Origin of the sequence: Streptomyces rugosispiralis (assembly GCF_024505145.1) — a bacterium.
In the GTDB taxonomy this organism is placed as follows: domain Bacteria; phylum Actinomycetota; class Actinomycetes; order Streptomycetales; family Streptomycetaceae; genus Streptomyces; species Streptomyces rugosispiralis.
On sequence record NZ_JANIAA010000004.1, the window covers coordinates 291776 to 310918 of the forward strand.

At 71.4% G+C, this 19143-nt stretch carries 16 protein-coding genes; 15 read left to right on the plus strand and 1 reads right to left on the minus strand.

The features are described 5' to 3' along the window. The first annotated feature begins 3 nt into the window (after positions 1 to 3). The 10 genes from NP777_RS09840 (at position 4) to ccrA (ending at position 10504) form a co-directional block, all read left to right on the plus strand. Positions 4 to 1236: an activator-dependent family glycosyltransferase gene (locus NP777_RS09840; RefSeq protein WP_256649708.1), complete on the plus strand. Its 1233-nt coding sequence runs from the start codon at positions 4 to 6 to the stop codon at positions 1234 to 1236. Then, entirely contained in the window at positions 1233 to 1829 is a 597-nt protein-coding gene (locus tag NP777_RS09845) for a dTDP-4-dehydrorhamnose 3,5-epimerase family protein (protein WP_256649709.1), read from the plus strand. Before NP777_RS09840 ends, NP777_RS09845 begins: the two co-directional genes overlap by 4 nt. Before the next feature lie 162 nt (positions 1830 to 1991). After that, positions 1992 to 2906 carry an ABC transporter ATP-binding protein gene (locus NP777_RS09850; RefSeq protein WP_256649710.1) on the plus strand — a complete coding sequence of 305 codons (915 nt, stop codon included), beginning with the start codon at positions 1992 to 1994 and terminating at the stop codon, positions 2904 to 2906. A 22-nt stretch (positions 2907 to 2928) separates the two neighbouring features. Beyond that, complete coding sequence (locus NP777_RS09855; protein WP_256649711.1) at positions 2929 to 3666, plus strand: ABC transporter permease; 738 nt, start codon at positions 2929 to 2931, stop codon at positions 3664 to 3666. 1 nt (position 3667) lies between these two features. Next, positions 3668 to 4930, plus strand: a complete 1263-nt coding sequence (locus NP777_RS48065) for a sensor histidine kinase (protein ID WP_256649712.1) — start codon at positions 3668 to 3670, stop codon at positions 4928 to 4930. Further along, positions 4927 to 5589, plus strand: a complete 663-nt coding sequence (locus NP777_RS09865) for a response regulator (RefSeq protein WP_256649713.1) — start codon at positions 4927 to 4929, stop codon at positions 5587 to 5589. The genes NP777_RS48065 and NP777_RS09865 overlap by 4 nt, the downstream gene beginning before the upstream one ends. A 92-nt stretch (positions 5590 to 5681) precedes the next feature. Further along, on the plus strand, positions 5682 to 6665 hold the full coding sequence (locus NP777_RS09870) for an NAD-dependent epimerase/dehydratase family protein (RefSeq protein WP_256649714.1): 984 nt from the start codon (positions 5682 to 5684) through the stop codon (positions 6663 to 6665). Further along, complete coding sequence (locus tag NP777_RS09875) at positions 6665 to 7651, plus strand: aldo/keto reductase (protein ID WP_256649715.1); 987 nt, start codon at positions 6665 to 6667, stop codon at positions 7649 to 7651. Before NP777_RS09870 ends, NP777_RS09875 begins: the two co-directional genes overlap by 1 nt. After that, positions 7645 to 9051, plus strand: coding sequence for an NDP-hexose 2,3-dehydratase family protein (locus tag NP777_RS09880; protein WP_256649716.1), 1407 nt, complete (start codon positions 7645 to 7647; stop codon positions 9049 to 9051). The genes NP777_RS09875 and NP777_RS09880 overlap by 7 nt, the downstream gene beginning before the upstream one ends. A 112-nt stretch (positions 9052 to 9163) precedes the next feature. After that, positions 9164 to 10504 carry a crotonyl-CoA carboxylase/reductase gene (gene ccrA, locus NP777_RS09885; RefSeq protein WP_256649718.1) on the plus strand — a complete coding sequence of 447 codons (1341 nt, stop codon included), beginning with the start codon at positions 9164 to 9166 and terminating at the stop codon, positions 10502 to 10504. 14 nt (positions 10505 to 10518) lie between these two features. Here ccrA and NP777_RS09890 read toward each other — a convergent pair whose 3' ends face one another. Then, positions 10519 to 11913 carry a hypothetical protein gene (locus NP777_RS09890; RefSeq protein ID WP_308405072.1) on the minus strand — a complete coding sequence of 465 codons (1395 nt, stop codon included), beginning with the start codon at positions 11911 to 11913 and terminating at the stop codon, positions 10519 to 10521. A gap of 156 nt (positions 11914 to 12069) precedes the next feature. Between NP777_RS09890 and NP777_RS09895 the strand changes: the two genes are divergently transcribed. The 5 genes from NP777_RS09895 (at position 12070) to NP777_RS09915 (ending at position 19010) form a co-directional block, all read left to right on the plus strand. Next, entirely contained in the window at positions 12070 to 12936 is an 867-nt protein-coding gene (locus tag NP777_RS09895; protein WP_256649719.1) for an Fpg/Nei family DNA glycosylase, read from the plus strand. A gap of 146 nt (positions 12937 to 13082) precedes the next feature. After that, complete coding sequence (locus NP777_RS09900; protein WP_256649720.1) at positions 13083 to 14294, plus strand: FAD-dependent monooxygenase; 1212 nt, start codon at positions 13083 to 13085, stop codon at positions 14292 to 14294. Positions 14295 to 14614: 320 nt separating this feature from the next. Then, positions 14615 to 15940, plus strand: coding sequence for an NAD(P)/FAD-dependent oxidoreductase (locus NP777_RS09905; RefSeq protein ID WP_256649721.1), 1326 nt, complete (start codon positions 14615 to 14617; stop codon positions 15938 to 15940). A gap of 17 nt (positions 15941 to 15957) precedes the next feature. After that, a complete protein-coding gene (locus tag NP777_RS09910) occupies positions 15958 to 17793 on the plus strand; it encodes a transketolase (RefSeq protein WP_256649722.1) in 1836 nt (611 codons plus the stop codon). Positions 17794 to 17921: 128 nt separating this feature from the next. Further along, positions 17922 to 19010 carry an NAD-dependent epimerase/dehydratase family protein gene (locus tag NP777_RS09915; RefSeq protein WP_256649723.1) on the plus strand — a complete coding sequence of 363 codons (1089 nt, stop codon included), beginning with the start codon at positions 17922 to 17924 and terminating at the stop codon, positions 19008 to 19010. The last annotated feature ends 133 nt before the right edge of the window (positions 19011 to 19143 follow it).

The window sequence follows — 19143 nt, forward strand, 5'->3', positions numbered from 1 at the left end:
ACGGTGTCCGAGAAATCGCACCTGTTCACCATGGTCCCGCTCGCCTGGTCGCTGGCCGCGGCGGGCCATGAGGTGCATGTCGCCAGCAACCCCGCGCTGACCGAGTCCATCAAGAGCACCGGGCTGACGGCCGTCTCGGTCGGCAAGGACCACAATCTCCACGAGATGCTGACGCAGAACCGCGAGTCGCTGGAGAACCCGCTCTCCGACTGGTCCACCCCCGAGCTCGATCAGCACTCCTGGGAACAGGTGCTGATGAAGTTCAAGGTCAGCGTGATGTTCGCGTACCAGACCTACAACGACTGCATGGTGCACGAGCTGGTGGACTACGCCCGCCACTGGCAGCCCGACCTGGTCATCTGGGACCCGGTCACCTACGCGGGCCCGGTGGCCGCCCGGGTCGTGGGCGCCGCCCACGCCCGGCTGCTCTGGTGCATCGACATCTACGCCAAGATGCGCGAGGTGTTCCTGGCCCGCCTCGCCGAGCAGCCCGAGGAGCGCCGCGAGGACCCGCTGGCCGACTGGCTCGGCTCCATTCTCGGCCGCTACGGCCACACCTTCGACGAGGAGGTCGTGGTCGGCCAGTGGACCATCGACCAGATCCCCACCAGCCTCCAGCTCCCGCTGTCGGTCCAGCGGGTCCCGGTCCGCTATCTGCCCTACAACGGCCCCTCCGACATCCCGGACTGGCTGCGCGAGACCCCCGAGCGGCCGCGGGTCGTGCTGACCTCCGGGGTCTCCGCGCGGGCGGCCCTGGGCGGCACCTTCATGCCGGTGGCCGACATGATCGACACCCTGGGGAGCATGGACATCGACGTGGTGGCCGCGCTGCCGCCCGAGGAGGTCGAGGCGCTGGCGAAGGTCCCCGCCAACACCCGTATCGTCGACTTCGTCCCGCTGCACGCCCTGCTGCCCGGCGCCTCGGTCCTCATCCACCACGGCGGCTTCGGCTCCTGGGGCACCGCACTGGTCAACGGCGTACCGCAGTTCATCCCCACCATCCGCTACGCCGACTGGTGGAACAAGGGCACCAGCCTCCACGAGGCCGGTGCCGGACTCGCCGTCCACGCCTCGGAGTTGACCGCCGAGGTGCTGCGGGAGGGTGTCGAACGGCTGCTGAAGGACGCGTCGTACAAGGAGACCGCCGAGCGGCTGCGCGCGGAGAACCTGCGCACCCCCACCCCGCACGACGTGGTGCCGGTGCTGGAGAAGCTCACCGTGGAGCACGGCCGATGAAGGTGCGCGAGCTGGCGGTGTCCGGCGCCTACGAGTTCAGCCCGGACGTCCACCGCGACGAGCGCGGCGCGTTCGTCGCCCACTACACCGACTCGGCCTTCTCCGCGGCCGTCGGCCATCCGCTGCGCCTGGGCCAGAACCACCACAGCGTCTCCCGGCGCGGCACCGTCCGCGGGGTGCACTACGCGGACGTGCCCCCGGGCCAGGCCAAGATGGTGACCTGCGTCAGCGGCGAACTCCTCGACGTGGTGGTGGACTTGAGAGTGGGCTCGCCCACCTTCGGCCGCTGGGACAGTGTGCGTCTCGACCCCGTCTCGTACCGGGCGGTGTATCTGGAGGAGGGCCTCGGCCACGCCTTCATCGCGCTGCGGGACGACACCGTGGCGGCCTACCTCAACTCGGAGGAGTACAACCCGGGCGCCGAACACGAGATCGACCCCTTCGACCCGGCGCTCGGCCTGCCCTGGCCCGAGGACCTGGAGTATCTGGTCTCCGAACGCGACCGGAACGCCCCCGGGCTGGCCGAGGCCGAACGGGCGGGTCTGCTGCCGTCCTACGAGGTCTGCCGGGCACTGCACCCCCGGCGCGGCTGACCCGCCCCGGCGGACCCCCATCCACCGATCGGTTGATGCGGCCGCTCGGCCGGTCGGTGGAGGGAGGATCAGCCCGGTGGGCAGCCGATGGGCCGATCCCCCGGGGATATCCGCCTCCTACGGTGGAAGAGTGAAGGAACCGAGCGAGGAGGACCCGGGCCGATGCCGCTGATCGAGGTCAGTAACCTGCGCAAGGAATACCGCAATCACGTGGCGGTACAGGACGTGTCCTTCTCCGTTGAGGAGGGCGAGATCTTCGGCATCCTCGGCCCCAACGGGGCGGGCAAGACCACCGCCGTGGAGTGCATCGAGGGCATGCGCAAGCGCGACGGCGGCGAGATCTCCGTGATGGGTCTCGACCCGCTGAAGGACAAGGACCTCGCCGAGCTGCGCGAGTCCATCGGCATCCAGCTCCAGCAGAGCGAACTGCCGCCCAAGATGAAGGTGTGGGAGGCGCTCGAGCTGTACAGCACCTTCTACCGCGACCCCGTCGACTGGCGCGAGCTCATCGAGGAATGGGGCCTGTCCAGCAAGGCCGACACCGCCTACGGATCGCTGTCCGGCGGCCAGCAGCAGCGGCTGTCCATCGCGCTCGCCCTCGTCGGCAAGCCCAGGATCGCCGTCTTCGACGAGCTGACCACCGCGCTCGACCCGCACGCCCGGCGCGAGACCTGGAAGCTGATCGAGAAGGTCCGGGAGCAGGATGTGACCGTGCTGCTGGTCACCCACTTCATGGAGGAGGCCGAGCGGCTCTGCGACCGGATCGCCATCATCGAATCCGGCCGGGTCGTCGCCCTCGACACCCCCTCCGGACTGGTGTCCCGGGTCGACGAGCAGCAGATCATCCGCTTCAAGCCGTCCGTCCCGATGGACGACGAACTGCTCACCTCGCTGCCCGAGGTGAGCAGTGTGACCCGGTCCAAGTCCCAGGTGACAGTGGTCGGCAAGGGCAATGTCGTCTACGCCGTGATCTCCGTCCTGGCCCGCAATCAGATCGTGGCGAACGAACTCCGCCTGGAGCAGGCGAGTCTCGATGACGCCTTCGTCGCCCTGACCGGCTCCAAGCCCGCCAACTAAAGCCGCCGAGGAGACTTCTGCCATGTCCGGGCGCACCAAGCTCACCTACGTCGAGAGCAAGCTGTTCCTGCGCGACCCCACCGCGGTGTTCTTCGTCATCGCGCTGCCGATCATGCTGCTCGCCATCTTCCACTTCGTCACCACCAAGTCCGACGACGACGCCGCCACCAAGGCGTCGATGGCCGCGTTCGTCCCCGCGATGGCCATGTCGCTGTGTCTGACGATGCTGGCCCTCAACCTGCTGCCCACGACCCTCGCGACCTACCGGGAGAAGGGCATCCTGCGGCGCATGGCCGCGAGCCCCATCCACCCGGGGAACCTGCTGCTCGCCCAGCTCTTCATCAACCTGGTCACCGCGGCGGTCTCCGCGGTGCTGGTGCTCATCGTCGGCAAGACCGCCTTCGACACCAAACTGCCCGGTGACATCCCCGCCTTCCTGGTGAGCTTCGTCCTGGGCACCTGGGCGCTGTTCTCCATCGGCCTGGTGATCGCGGCCGTGGCGCCGAGCAGCAAGTCGGCCACCGCGATGGGCCTGTCCCTGCTCTTCCCCAGCCTCTTCTTCGGCGGTGCGTTCCTCCCCAAGGAGGACCTGCCGGAGACGGTGTCCACCATCGGCGACTACACCCCGCTGGGCGCCGCGCTCCAGGCGCTGCGCGACTCCTGGGAGAACCAGTGGCCGCAGACGCTGCACCTGACCGTCCTCGGAGTGATCGCGGTGGCCGCCACCGCGGCCGCGGCCAAGCTGTTCCGCTGGGAGTGAGGTGAGCGCGTCCAAGGACGACGGCGGACGGTGGGAGCGGCACTCCGACATCCTGTTCGGAGGGCTGCCCTACCTTCTGCTGTTTCTGTCCACGGCCCTGAGTCTGGTCCACGGCCTGCCACCGGCCCGGCGGCTGCTCACCACGCTGGGCCTCGCGGCCGTGGCCGCCGGCTGGATCCTGGGCACCTACACCCTGCCCACGGGCCGCCGCAGCAGACAGCCGTACGGCACGGTGCGCACGGCCGTCTACTTCGCCGGGCTGCTCGCCCTCTCCGCCGCGCTGATGGCGCGGGACCAGGTGTTCATGCTGTTCGCCGCCACCGGGTTCCTCCAGGCGCTGGTGCTGCTGCCGACCGTCTGGGCGGTGGGGTCCGTGGCGGCCACCTCGTTCGTCGTCAACACCGTGCCGGACGGCTTCCCGAGGCCCACGACCGGCGCGGTGGTCGGCTATCTCGCCGCCATCGCCTTCCAGACCGTGGTGATCGGCTGGATCAACCTGCTGTCGAGCAGGCTCAACGAACAGCATCAGCGGCGCAAACGGACCGTGGCCGAACTCCGCTCCGCGCTCACCGAGAACGCCGGACTCCACGCCCAGCTGATCACCCAGGCGCGCGAGGCCGGAGTGCTCGACGAGCGCCAGCGGATGGCGGGGGAGATCCATGACACCCTCGCCCAGGGGCTGGCCGGCATCATCCGGCAGCTGGAGGCCGCCGAACACGCCGAAGGCGACCGCGAGGTGTGGCGCCGCCATCTCGTGGCGGCCAAGGACCTGGCCCGGGACAGCCTCGCCGAGGCGCGTCGCTCGGTGCAGGCGCTCCGCCCCGAGCAACTGGAGTCCCGGACCCTGCCGGACGCCCTGGAGTCGCTGGTCGAGGGGTGGTCACGGGAGCCGGAGCCGAAGGTGGCGTTCGCGACGACCGGGACCCCCATCCCGCTCCACGCCGAACTGGAGGCCACGCTCTACCGGGTGGCGCAGGAGGCCCTCGCCAACATCGCCAAGCACGCCCGGTCGTCGAAGGTGGGCATCACCCTGTCGTACATGGAGGACGTGGTGGTCCTCGACGTACTCGACGACGGCGTCGGATTCGACCCCGTGGCCGCGGCGGCCGAGGCCGGCACCTCCGGCGGCCACGGCCTGGGGCTGGTGGCGATGCGGCGCCGACTGGGCCGGGTCGCCGGTACGTTGGACATCGAAAGCGCGCGTGGCGAGGGCACCGCCATCAGCGCGGCGGTCCCCGTGATCCCCCAGGAAGCCGGTGCATGAGCGGAAACACCCATGGCGGCGACACCCCCGGTCGCAGCCCCATCCGTATCCTGATCGTCGACGACCACCCGGTGGTCCGCGACGGGCTGCGCGGGGTGCTGGAGCGGGACCCCGACTTCACGGTGATCGGTGAGGCCGGTGACGGTGCCGAGGCCGTCGAACTGTACGAGCGGCAGCCGGCCGATGTGGTCCTGATGGATCTGCGCATGCCCCGGCTGGGCGGCGTGGAGGCCATCAAACGGCTGCTGCGCGGCGACCCGGAGGCCCGGATCCTGGTGCTGACCACCTACGACACCGACAGCGACGTCATGGGCGCGCTGGCCGCCGGGGCGACCGGCTACCTCCTCAAGGACACCCCGCGCGAGGAGCTGACCCGCGCCGTGCGGTCCGCCTCCTCGGGCCAGTCCGTCCTTTCGCCCGCGGTCACCGGACGCGTGCTCGGCCAGGTACGCAAACCCACCCAGGGCCCACTGAGCGACCGTGAACTCCAAGTGCTCCGGCTTATCGCGGACGGGGCCACGAATCGACAGGCCGCGGCGGCATTGTTCATCAGTCAGGCGACCGTCAAGACGCATCTTCTGCATGTCTACGAGAAACTCGGGGTGAAGGATCGCGCGGCAGCGGTCAGCGAGGCCCATAAACGACACCTATTCGAATGACACCGCAGGTCGGGGCCGTGATAGGGGTGGCCGATAGGGGTGGCGGAGGGTAGGGGTTGTTCCGCTCGAAGCGGCGCCAATACGGTGGCGATATGGGCCACATCCGAGATCGGCAGGCCGTTGTCATCGGCGGCACCGGATTCATCGGGCGACATATCTGCAGAGCTCTCACCAAGCGCGGATATGAAGTCCTGGCAATCGCGAGAAAACCCGCCGAACCCATTCCCGGAGTCGTTTTTCTGGCACTTGACGCGGTATCCGCGCCGAGCGAGGACATCGTCCGGGCCGCACAGTCCGCCGATCTCGTCGTCAACGCCGCGGGCGACAGCTGGGAGGGCGACGAGGCGAGCATGACGGCCTCGCACATCCCGCTCGTGGACCGGCTGGTGGACGCCGTGGCGACCCTCCCCAGGCGGCCGCGGCTGGTCCATCTGGGCTCGGTGCACGAGTACGGGCCCGTCCCCGACGGGACCGCCATCGCCGAGGACCACCCCACCGCCCCCCGCACCCCCTACGCCCGCACCAAGCTCGTCGGCAGCCGGATCGTGCTGGGCGCCGCGGACGCCGGCCGCATCGACGGCTGCGTCCTGCGCGTCACCAACGTCTGCGGACCCGGCACCCCCCGGGGCAGCTTCCTCGGCGGGCTCGCCCACCGGCTGCGCCGCACCACCGAGGACACTCCGCTCGCCGTCACCCTCGTCGACGACCGGCGCGACTTCATCGACGTCCGCGATGTCGCCGAGGCCGTGGCGCTGGCCGCGAGCAGCCCGGTGACCGGCCGGGTGCTCAACATCGGGCAGGGCGACGCCTTCAGCATGCGCGAACTGGCCGGGCTGCTGATCTCCGCCTCGCAGGTCCCCGACCGTCTGGTGCGCGAGGAGAGCGGCGCCGTGCACAGCAAGGGCGGGAGCTGGACCCAGGCCGACATCCGCCTCGCCCGGCGGCTCATGGGCTGGTCCCCGAAGGTGGCCCTCAAGGAATCCCTCCACGACCTCTGGGCCGCCTCCGCCTCCGCCTCCGCCTCCGCCACCCCGAGCCGACCGGCTGCCGCGGCGGCCCGTACCGAAGGACACTGATGCAGTACACCTATCTCGGCCGCACCGCCCTCAAGGTGAGCCGGCTGTGCCTGGGCACCTTGAACCTCGGGGTCAGGGCGAGCGACGAGGAGAGCCACGCGATCCTGGACACCGCCCTGGACCGCGGGGTCAACTTCATCGACACCGCCAACCAGTACGGCTGGCAGAAGCACAAGGGCTACACCGAGGAGTTCCTCGGCGGCTGGTTCGCGAAAGGCGGCGGCCGGCGCGAGAAGGTCGTGCTGGGCACCAAGGTCTTCAACCCGATGACCGACTGGCCCAATGACTCGGGGCTGTCCGCCCGGCACATCATCGCCTCCTGCGAGGACTCGCTGCGCCGGATGGGCACCGACTGGATCGACCTGTTCCAGATGCACCACATCGACCGCCACGCCCCCTGGGAGGAGGTGTGGCAGGCGATGGAGACGCTGACCCGGCAGGGCAAGGTGCGCTACGTCGGCTCGTCCAACTTCGCCGGCTGGCACATCGCCGAGGCCCAGGAGGCCGCGGCCCGCCGCCACTTCCTCGGCATCGTCTCCGAGCAGAGCGTGTACAACCTCGTCACCCGCCATATCGAACTGGAGCTGATCCCCGCCGCCCAGCGGTACGGGGTCGGGGTGCTCGCCTGGTCGCCGCTGCACGGCGGGCTGCTCAGCGGGGCGCTGCGCAAGCTGGCCGAGGGCACCGCGATGAAGACCGCCCAGGGCCGGGCCGCCCAGGCGCTGGAGGTCCACCGGGACGCCGTCGGCGCGTACGAGAAGCTGTGCGACGGCCTCGGCGCCGACCCGGCCGAGGTGGGTCTTGCCTGGGTGATGGGACGCCCCGGCGTCACCGCGCCGGTCATCGGGCCGCGCAGCCTGGACCAGCTGACGGGGGCCTTCAAGGCGATGGAGCTGGCGCTGTCCGACGAGGTGCTGGCCGAACTGGACCGGCTGTTCCCGCCGATCGGCAACGGCGGCCCCGGACCGGAGGCGTGGGCGTGGTGAGCACGCTCCAGGAGCGGCTGATCCGCTCCGCCGCCACCGTCGACAGCTCGGTGACCCTGCTCGCCGACTTCCAGCGCTGGTTCCGCGAGCGCGTCGACGCCGACGAGTCCCGGATCGAGATCATCCCGTTCGAGGCGATGCGCGGCTGGGACTTCGCGCCGGACACCCACAACCTCGTCCATGAGACCGGCCGGTTCTTCACCGTCGAGGGCATCCGGGTGCGGATGCCCGGGGCGCCGGTGGAGGAGTGGCGCCAGCCGATCCTCCACCAGCCGGAGATCGGCATCCTGGGCATCCTGGTCAAGGACTTCGACGGCGTACCGCACTTCCTGATGCAGGCCAAGATGGAGCCCGGCAACCACGGCGGACTCCAGCTGTCGCCCACCGTCCAGGCCACCCGCAGCAACTACACCCGGGTGCACAAGGGCCGGGCGGTGCCGTACCTGGAGTACTTCCAGCGGATGGAGCGGCACCGGGTGCTCGCCGACGTCCGCCAGTCGGAGCAGGGCAGCTGGTTCTTCCGCAAGCGCAACCGCAACATGCTGGTCGAGGTGGCGCCGGACGAGGACATCGAGGTGCGCGACGGCTTCCGCTGGCTGACGCTGGGCCAGCTGCACCATCTGCTGGCCGTGGAGGACCTGGTGAACATGGACGCGCGCAGCGTCCTGGCCTGTCTGCCGCACTCCCCGCTGGACCCCGAGGAGACCTTCCCGGCCCCCGGAACACCCGGGACCGCGGAGCCGGAACGGCCGGTGCGGCACACGCTCCACCGCGACGCCGACATCCTCAGCTGGATCACCGGACTGCGCACCGAGCGCGAGGTGTTCACCGAGCGGATACCGCTGCGGGAGACCACCGGCTGGCATCGCAGCGCCCACCGCATCTCCCATGAGAGCGGGCGCTTCTTCAGCGTGATGGCCGTGGACGTGACGGCGGGCGGCCGTGAGGTCGGCGGCTGGACCCAGCCCATGATCGAGCCCCACGGGCCGGGCGTGGCGGCCTTCCTGCTGGCCTACGCCGACAAGGTGCCGCATGTGCTGGTGCAGGCCCGCGCCGAACCCGGCTACACGGACGTGGTGGAGCTGGCCCCCACCGTGCAGTGCACCCCGCGCAACTACACCCATCTGCCCGAGGCGGCCACCCCGCCGTTTCTCAGGGAGGTGGTGGAGGCACCGGCCGACCGGGTGCGGTTCGACACCGTGCTCTCCGAGGAGGGCGGCCGCTTCTTCCACGCCTTCAACCGCTATCTGGTCGTGGAGACGGACCTGGGCGCCGTCCCCGAGGAGCCGCACTACCGCTGGATGGCGGTGCGTCAGCTGCTCGACCTGATCCGCCACAGCCATTACGTCAACGTCGAGGCCCGCACGCTCATCGCCTGTCTGCACTCCCTGGCCGTATAGGGGGGCGCCTAGGGGGCGCGACCTGGGCGGAGCTAGGGGTTATTCGGATCGTGGCCGCTGCCATAGCCTCCGGGACACAGAGTGCCCGGAGCGGTACATCGGAGGACATGTCATGCAGGACATCATCAGCGCCGCGCTGGCAGAGGATGCGGTGGCCGCGGACTTCGCCGCCTTGGACCTTCCCGAGTCCTATCGGGGCGCGGTGATCCTCAAAGAGGAAGCCGAGATGTTCGAGGGCATGGCCACCAAGGACAAGGACCCTCAGAAGTCGCTCCACATCCGTGAGGTGCCCACGCCCGAACCCGGTCCGGGCGAGGCGGTGATCGCGGTCATGGCCAGCGCGATCAACTACAACACCGTCTGGAGCGCCATCTTCGAGCCGCTGCCGACCTTCGGCTTCCTGGAGCGCTACGCACGCACCGACGACCCCGGAGCGGCCCGCCACGACCAGCCCTACCACGTGCTCGGCTCCGACCTGGCCGGTGTGGTGCTGCGCACCGGTCCCGGGGTGCGCCACTGGAAGCCGGGCGACCGGGTGGTGGCCCACTGCCTGTCCATCGAGCTGCGCTCACCGGACGGCCATGACGACTCCATGCTCGACCCCGAGCAGCGCATCTGGGGCTTCGAGACCAACTACGGCGGGCTCGCCGAGCTCTCGCTGGTCAAGGCCAACCAGCTGATGCCGATGCCCGCCCACCTCACCTGGGAGGAGGCCGCCTCCTCCGGCCTGGTCAACTCCACCGCGTACCGGCAGCTCGTCTCCCGCAACGGCGCCCAGATGAAACAGGGCGATGTGACCCTCGTCTGGGGCGCGGCCGGTGGCCTCGGCTCGTACGCGACCCAGCTGGCCGTGAACGGCGGGGCGATCCCGGTGTGCGTGGTCTCCGGGCGGCGCAAGGCCGAACTCGTCCGCTCCATGGGGGCCGAGCTGGTCATCGACCGGGCCGAGGAGGGCTATCGCTTCTGGAAGGACGCGACCACGCCCGACCCCAAGGAGTGGAAGCGCTTCGGGGCCCGGATCCGCGAACTGACCGGCGGCGACGACCCGGACATCGTCGTGGAGCACCCCGGCCGGGAGACCTTCGGCGCGAGTGTGTTCGTGGCGCGGCGCGGCGGAACGATCGTCACCTGCGCCTCGACGTCCGGCTACCGCCACGAGTACGACAACCGCTATCTGTGGATGTCGCTCAAGCGCATCATCGGCACCCACTTCGCCAACTACCGGGAGGCGTGGGCGGCCAACCGGCTGATCGAGAAGGGCATGGTGCACCCCACGCTCTCCAAGGTCCATCCGCTCGAGGCGGTCGGCACGGCCACCCAGGACGTCCACCGCAACCGCCACTCCGGGAAGGTCGGCGTGCTGTGCCTGGCCCCGGAGGAGGGGCTGGGGGTACGCGACCCGGAGCTGCGCGAGCGCCATCTCCCGGCCATCAACCGCTTCCGGCAGGACTGAACGGGGCCGCCATCTCAGCCGACGACGGCCCCGGCCGTATCCGTACGCGCCACCGATGGACGGGGCGCGGCGGGGCGCGGCGGCGCCTCGGGCGTGTCGTCCCCCTCGACGAGGCCGAACCGGCGCAGCGTCCGGCCCAGCGCGGCCGGGTTGAGCAGCCCCAGCGGCGCCGGCAGCCGATGCCAGGGCACACACCGGTCGACCAGGCCGAAGGCCGCCCGCACCGGCAGGTCGAGGGCGGCGCGTACCGGCAGGTCGAGGGCGGCGCGCACCGGGTCGGGCAGCAGTGCGGGGGACCGCCGCTCGACGGTGGGGAGGCGCAGGCCGAGCCGGTGCGCCGCGGCGGCCTCGTACGCGGCCTTGCGGGCCCGGTTGAGGTTGCCGAGCGGACGGAACTCCTCGGTGGTGTGCCAGGGGTTGAACGCGAGCTGCTCGACCCGGCGGGCCGCCGACCGGGCCCGGGCGCCGTCCAGGTCCTGGCACGGCACGGTGAGCACCGCGACCGGGACGACCGGCGCGTCGCTCTCCCGCCACTCCACCGAACCGTCCTCGACCGGGGTGCGGCGGTCGTCCAGATAGCGCTGCACACACAGCTCGAAGGCGATGTCGCCGGTGGACAGCCGCATCGCCAGCTCACGGTGGAGATAGTGGGGGTCGCCGCCGTCGGGCGGGGGAGCGGGGGTGCCGCCGGGCGCCGGACGCAGCTGGTAGCGGACCGGACCGGCGGGGCCCCACAGGATCGCGCCCCGGCTCCAGAAGGTCTCACGGGCCAGCGAGCCCACCGTGTGACGGGTGGCGATCCGCATGTTGCGGCGCATCCGGTCGGCGGTGGCCCAGCCGACGGCCAGCGGCAGCCGGACGAAGAGCCCGAACGCCTTCTCCACGGTGCTTCCCGCGCCCGCCGTGGCCTTGGCGAAGGCGACGAACTCATGCGCGTCGGCCGCGTGGGACACCGGGAAGCTGGTGGCCAGCAGATCGTGGGTCTCCTCCGGACCGGCCTGGACCCGTACCGCCAGCCGGCGCAGATCGGGCGTGGCGCCGTACCCCTCGGAGCCGCTCGCGCTGGACAGCCGCACCACGGCCGGGTACTCGGCGCCCGGCCGGGCGTATCCCACGCACAGCTCCGGCGGAAGGTCGTCGCGGAATCGCAGCCGGGCGTTCTCCACGCCCAGCGCCGCCTTGCCGCGGAACGCGCGCAGCGGCCGCGGGGCGCCCGAGCCGTCGGTGCCGTCGGAGTACCGCTGCATCCGCATCAGCTCGTATGTCACCTTCTGGAAGCGCAGCCGCTCGGCCTCGAGGCTGCCGCCCTCGTACGCCTCATAGCCCTCGTACGCCGCACCTCCCGTACCGCCCGGCACCTCGTGCCGTGCCACCTCGCTGCGTACGGACTGCTGTCCGGTGTCGACCATGGGGAACGCTCCGTACGGGGGCAAGCAGGACGATAGGGAACAAATGAGACACTAAGGGAGAGGGTGCGGGGCCGCAGCCCGGAGCGGTGCACCGGGGGGAATCGGTCACCCGGGCCGCCGCGGTGGTTCCGCTCCGGCCTGCGGCACACTGGTGGCATGCCGGAGCTGCCCGAGGTGGAGGCCCTCACCGCGATCCTGGCCGAGCGCGCCGCCGGCCGGGAGATCGCCCGCGTCCTCCCCGTGGCGGTGAGCGTCCTGAAGACCTACGACCCGCCGCTGAGCGCGCTCGAGGGCCGCACCGTCACGGCGGCGGCCCGCCACGGCAAGTTCCTCGACCTGGCCACCGACGGCCCCCATCTGGTGGTCCACCTCGCCAAGGCGGGCTGGCTGCGCTGGCGGGACGGGCTCCCCGAGGCTCCGCCCCGGCCCGGTAAGGGCCCGCTCGCGCTGCGGCTGCTCCTGGCCGGTCCTGAGCGCTCCGGCTTCGATCTCACCGAGGCCGGGACGCGCAAGGGGCTCGCGGTGTACGTGGTCCGCGACCCGCGGGAGGTCCCCGGGATCGCCCGGCTGGGCCCGGACCCACTGGACGACTCCTTCACCCTGGAGGCGTTCGCCGGGCTGCTGCGCGGCGTACGCCACCGGATCAAGGGCGTGCTGCGCGACCAGGGCGTCATCGCCGGGATCGGCAACGCCTACTCCGACGAGATCCTGCACGCCGCCCAGATGTCGCCCTACCGGCTCGCCTCGGACCTCACCGAAGCGGAGATCGCCGGGGTGTACGAGGCGATGGGCACCACGCTGCGGTCCGCCGTCGAGCGCTCCCGCGGCCTGGCCGCCACCGACCTCAAGGGGGAGAAGCGCGGCGGTATGCGGGTGCACGGCCGCACCGGGCAGCCGTGCCCGGTGTGCGGTGACACCGTCCGCGAGGTGTCCTTCCGCGACTCCTCGCTGCAGTACTGCCCCACCTGCCAGACCGGTGGCAAGCCGCTCGCCGACCGGCGGCTGTCCCGGCTGCTCAAGTAGCGGGCCGCCGGGTTCCGCCCCAAATGCCGTCCGGTGCCCGTTAGTTGAAGTTTCCCGCTCTTGACCCGGGGAGCTCCGGGCCGCCATATGGTGCTGTCGCAATCCCACGACACGACACGACATCCCACGCCACGTCACGGAGCACCATGACCACAGCCCTGATCATCGGTGGCGGCATCGCCGGCACGGTGACCGCGATGGCCCTGCGGAAAGCCGGCATCGACGCGGTCGTCTACGAGACGTACCCCACGGACGCCATCGACGCCGGTGCCTTCCTCGTCGTCGCCGCCAACGGCCTGGAGGCACTGCGCACCATCGACGCCCATGAACCCGTGCTGAAGAACTCCTTCCCGGCCGGCCGCGTCGACTTCATCAGCAACACCGGCAAGCGGCTCGGCAACCGTCCGATGTCCAGATCGCAGGACGGTGGCCTCGGCTCCGTGACCCTCAAGCGCGCCACCCTCGCCCGGGTGCTGCGCGAGGAGGCGGTGCGCCGCGGAGTGCGGGTCGAGCACGGCAAGCGGCTGCTCGCCGCCCACACCAGCCCCGACGGCCGGATCGTCGGCTCCTTCGCCGACGGCGGGCGCGCGGTGGGCGACATGCTGATCGGCGCCGACGGCATCCACTCGCTCGTCCGCAGGTTCATCGACGCGGCCGCGCCCCGGCCCCGCTACACCGGACAGCACACCGTCTGCGGCTACACCCGCGACGCCGAATCGCCCCCGGACCCCGACGCCTACACGATGATCTTCGGCAAGCAGGCGTTCTTCGGCTGCACCACCGCCCCGGACGGCGAGGTCTGGTGGTTCTGCAACGCCCCGGCCGAGGAGATGTCCAAGGCCGAGCTCGCCGCCGTCACCTCCGAGCAGTGGCGGGAGCGGCTGCTGACGCTCTTCGCCGAGGACAACACCCCCGCCGCCGACCTGGTGCGCGCCACCGGTGACACCATCGTGGCCACCGCCGCGTACGACATCATCTCCACCCCCACCTGGTCCGAGGAGGCCATGGTCATCGTCGGCGACGCCGCGCACGCCTGCGCGCCCAACGCCGCACAGGGCGCCTCGATGGCCATCGAGGACGGCGTCGTACTCGCCAAATGCCTGCGCGATCTGCGCACGCCCCAGTCGGCCTTCGCGGCGTACGAGGCGCTGCGCCGGGAGCGGGTGGAGAAGGTCGCCGCGGCCGGCGCGGGCATGGCCCGCCGCACGGCGCCGGGGCCCGTGGCACGCGCCCTGCGCGATGTCACCATGCCGCGCAAGCTGGACCGGGCGGGCAACGGCTCCGCGGACTGGCTGACCGGCTACCGCATCGACTGGGACGAGCGGATCGACGCGCGGACGGCCACCCGGCGCCGCTGACGTACACGCCGCGTCCCCGGCGTACGCACCGCGTCCCCGGCGTACACGCCGCGTCCCCGGCGTACGCACCGCGTCCCCGGCGTACGCGCCGCGTTCCCGGCGTACGCGCCGCGTCCCGGCGTACGCGCCGCGTCCCCGGCGTACGCACCGCGTCCCCGGCGTACCCACGCCCCTGACGTCCCCCGGCCCCGCCCCCGAAACCGCAACCGGGAACCGCCCCGGAACACGGTCCGCGGGGCGGGGCCGACCTGGCCCCACGTTTGGTCCGGACTCTCACGGGCACTTGGACCTCCCTGGCCCCGTATGCCCGGGAGATTCGTGTGAGCCCAGTACGCATAGTGATCGTCGGTGCCGGATTCGCCGGTTACCAGACCGCCCGTACGCTCTCCCGCACCCTGCGCGGCGCGGCGGACATCGTCCTGATCAATCCGAACGACTACTTCCTGTATCTGCCCCTGCTGCCCGAAGTGGCGGCCGGGGTCCTGGAACCCCGGCGTGTCTCGGTCTCCCTCACCGGCACCCTGCCGCATGTCCGGCTGGTGCTGGGCGAGGTCCACGGCGTCGATCTGGATGCCCGAAAGATCTCCTGGCGGGACCCGGACGGACGGTCCGGCGAGATGGACTACGACCGGCTCGTCCTCTCCGTGGGCAGTGTCAACAAACTGCTGCCGATCCCCGGTGTGGCCGAGCACGCCCACGGCTTCCGCGGTATGCCCGAGGCGCTCTACCTGCGCGACCACATCACCCGCCAGATGGAGATGTCCGGCACCGCCGCCGACCCCGGGGAGCGGGCGGCCCGCCGCACCTTCGTGGTGGTCGGCGCCGGCTACACCGGCACCGAGGTGGCCGCCCACGGGGTGCTCTTCACCGACTCGCTCGCGCGGAGGAACACCTCGCTGCGCGAGGCGCCGCGGCCCCGCTGGATGCTGCTCGACATCGCCCCCCGGGTCCTCCCCGAGCTGGACAGGAAGCTGTCCCGCACGGCCGACCGGGTACTGCGCAAACGAGGTGTGGAGGTCCGCACCGGCACCACGGTCAAGGAGGCCACCTCGGAGGGCGTGCTGCTGGACGACGGCGAGTTCGTCGACACCCGGTCGCTGATCTGGTGCGTCGGGGTGCGCCCCGACCCGCTGGTGGAGCAGCTCGGACTGCCGACCGAACGCGGCCGGCTGAGGGTCGACCAGTATCTGGCCGTGCCCGGCTATCCCGACGTGCTGGCCTGCGGGGACGCCGCCGCGGTGCCCGATCTGACCCGTCCTGGCCAGTTCACCCCGATGACCGCGCAACACGCCCACCGGCAGGGCAAGGTCGCGGGCCACAATGTGCTGGCCTCCCTCGGGCGCGGCACCGCCAAGCCGTACAAACACCACGACCTCGGGTTCACCGTCGACCTCGGCGGTGTGCAGGCCGCCGCGGACCCGCTGCACATCCCACTGTCCGGGCCGATCGCCAACGCGGTCACCCGCGGCTACCACCTGATGGCGATGCCGGGGAACCGGGTCCGGGTCGCCGCCGACTGGCTGCTCGACGCGGTGCTGCCACGCCAGGGGGTACAGCTCGGGATGGTCCCGCCCTGGGCGGTGCCACTGGACACCGAGTCGCCCGAAGTCGCGCAGACCGCCCGCGCGGCGGCCGAACGCCGGTGAAACCTGGAAGGAGAACAATGCGACACGAACAGCTCAGCGAGCTAGGGCAGCAGCTCCGTGTGGACTCGGTGCGTGCCGCCGCGGCCGCCGGGTCCGGCCACCCCACGTCGTCGATGTCGGCGGCGGACCTGCTGGCCGTCCTGATGGGAAACCATCTGCGCTATGACTTCGAGCAGCCCGACCACCCGGGCAATGACCACCTGATCTTCTCCAAGGGCCATGCCTCCCCGCTGCTCTACTCGGTGTACAAGGCGGCCGGGGCCCTCCGCGACGAGGAGTTCATCACCTTCCGCAAGCGCGGCAGCAGGCTGGAGGGCCACCCCACCCCCCGGCTGCCGTGGGTGGACGTGGCCACCGGATCGCTCGGGCAGGGCCTGCCGTACGGCGTGGGCACGGCCATGAGCGGCAAGCGGCTGGACCATGTGCCCTACCGCGTCTGGGTGCTGTGCGGCGACAGCGAGATGGCCGAGGGCTCGATGTGGGAGGCGTTCGAGCACGCGGGCTACGAGCGGCTGGACAACCTCACCGCCATCATCGATGTGAACCGGCTCGGCCAGCGCGGGCCCACCCGCCACGAATGGGACCTGGACGCCTACGCCCGGCGCATCCGCGCCTTCGACTGGCACACCATCGAGATCGACGGCCATGACATCGAGGCCATCGACCGCGCCTACGCCGAGGCGCTGTCCACCGTGGGCCGTCCCACCGCCATCATCGCCCGCACCATGAAGGGCCGTGGCGTGGCCTCGGTGGAGAACCGCGAGGGCATGCACGGCAAGCCGCTGAAGAACGCGGACGAGGCCATCGCCGAGCTCGGTGGCGTACGCAACATGGCCGTACCGGTGCTCGGCCCGCCCTCGGTGACCCCCACCCGGCCCGCGTCCGAGGGCCCGCTGGCGCTGCCGCGCTACAACACGGGCGACTCGGTGCCCTGCCGTGACGCGTTCGGCGAGGCGGTGGCCGCCGTCGGCACCGCCCGCGGCGATGTGGTGGCGCTCGACGGCGAGGTGGGCGACTCCACCCGCCTGGAGTACTTCCACAAGGAGCACCCCGAGCGGTACTTCGAGTTCTTCATCGCCGAGCAGCAACTGGTGGCCGCCGCCGTCGGCATGCAGACCCGCGGCTGGAACCCGTACGTCGCCACCTTCGCGGCCTTCTTCAGCCGGGCCTACGACTTCATCCGGATGGCCTCCATCAGCGACGCTGACCTCAACCTCATCGGCTCCCACGCCGGGGTGGCCATCGGCGAGGACGGGCCCTCGCAGATGGGCCTGGAGGACCTGGCCGCCATGCGGGCGGTGCACGGCAGCACGGTGCTCTACCCGTGCGACGCCAACCAGACCGCCCAGCTGACCGCGGCCATGGCCGAGGAGTCCGGGGTCCGCTATCTGCGCACCACCCGCAGCGGAACGCCGGTCATCTACCCGCCCACCGAGAGCTTCCCCATCGGCGGCTCCAAGGTGGTGCGCTCCAGCGACGACGACCGGGTCACCCTGGTCGGCGCGGGCGTCACCCTGCACGAGGCCGTCGAGGCCGCCGACCGGCTCGCCCAGGAGGGCATCCCGGCCCGCGTCATCGACCTGTACTCCCTCAAGCCGGTCGACGCCGAGACGCTGCGCGCCGCCGCCGAGGCGACGGGCCGGCTGGTCACGGTGGAGGACCACCACCCCGAGGGCGGACTGGGCGACGCGGTGCTCGAGGCGTTCGGCGACGGCCGTCCGGTGCCCCGGATGATCCGGCTCGCGGTGCGCATGATGCCGGCCTCCTCGACCCCCGCCGAGCAACTGGGCGACGCGGGAATCGACGCGGACGCGATCGTCACGGCCGCGCGGCAGCTGGTCGGCAAGGGCTGAGGCCAGGCTGAAACCAGGACTGAAACCAGGACTGAAACCAGGACTGAAACCAGGACTGAAACCAGGGCTTGATCCAAGGGGGAAGGGACGGCTGAGGACGACACGACGCTGCCGGAAGGAGCGGACACATGGGTGTCAAGCACGGAATGCGCGTGGTGGTGGTCGGAGCCACCGGCAACGCTGGTACGAGCGTCGTCCGCACGCTCGGCGAGGCCCCGGACATCGAGTCGATCGTGGGCGTCGCTCGCAGGGTGCCCAGCTGGTCGCCGCCCAAGACCACCTGGGTACGCGCGGACATCGGGCGGGACGCCCGTGAGGAGGCCGATCTCGTACGGCACTTCGAGGGCGCCGACGCGGTCATCCACCTCGCCTGGCTGATCCAGCCCAGCCACCGGCCCGCCGTCACCTGGGACACCAATGTCCTCGGCAGCAAGCGGGTCTTCGAGGCGGTGGCACGGGCCGAGGTGCCGGTGCTGGTGTACGCCTCCTCGGTGGGCGCCTACTCGCCCGGCCCCGAGGACGGCCGCCCGGTGGACGAGTCCTGGCCCACCGACGGCTGGCCGGAGGCCGCGTACTGCCGCGAGAAGGCGTATGTGGAGCGGATGCTGGACGCCTTCGAACGGGAGCATCCGCAGGTCCGGGTGGTGCGGATGCGGCCGGGCTTCCTGTTCAAGGAGGAGGCGGCGGCCGAGCAGCGCCGGCTGTTCATGGGCCCGTTCCTGCCCCGGCGGCTGGTCCGCGCCACCTTCCTGCCCGCCGTCTTCGACCTGCCCGGACTGCGGCTCCAGGTCCTGCACACCGACGACGCCGCCGAGGCGTACCGGCTCGCGCTCGGCCGCCAGGTGCGCGGCGCCTTCAACCTCGCGGCCGAACCGCCGGTGGACGGTGGGACGCTGGCCGGGCTGCTGGACGCGCGGACGATACGGATCCCGCGCTTCGCCGCCCGCTCGGCGATGGCCACGGCGTGGCATCTGCATCTGCTGCCGCCCTCGCCCCAGCTGTTCGACGCCGCCCTGCGGCTCCCGCTGATGGACACCACCCGTGCCCAGGAGGAACTGGGCTGGCGGCCCCGGCACACCGCCGTCGAGACGCTCCAGGAGTTCCTCACCGGGCTGCGGCGCGGCACCGGGATGGACCAGACCGCGCCGCTGGCCCCCAAGCTGCCCGGTGGACGGCCGCGCGAGGCCGCGACGACCGGTGTGGGGGAGCGGCCCTGAGCGGATCCGGCCCCGGCCCGGAGCGGATCCGGCCTCCGGAGCGAACCCCAGCCGTGTGAGACGCGGCACATGAGACGGGCTCAGCGGCAGTACGCCGCCGGGCCCGTACCGCTGTGACCCACGGCCGCTCGTA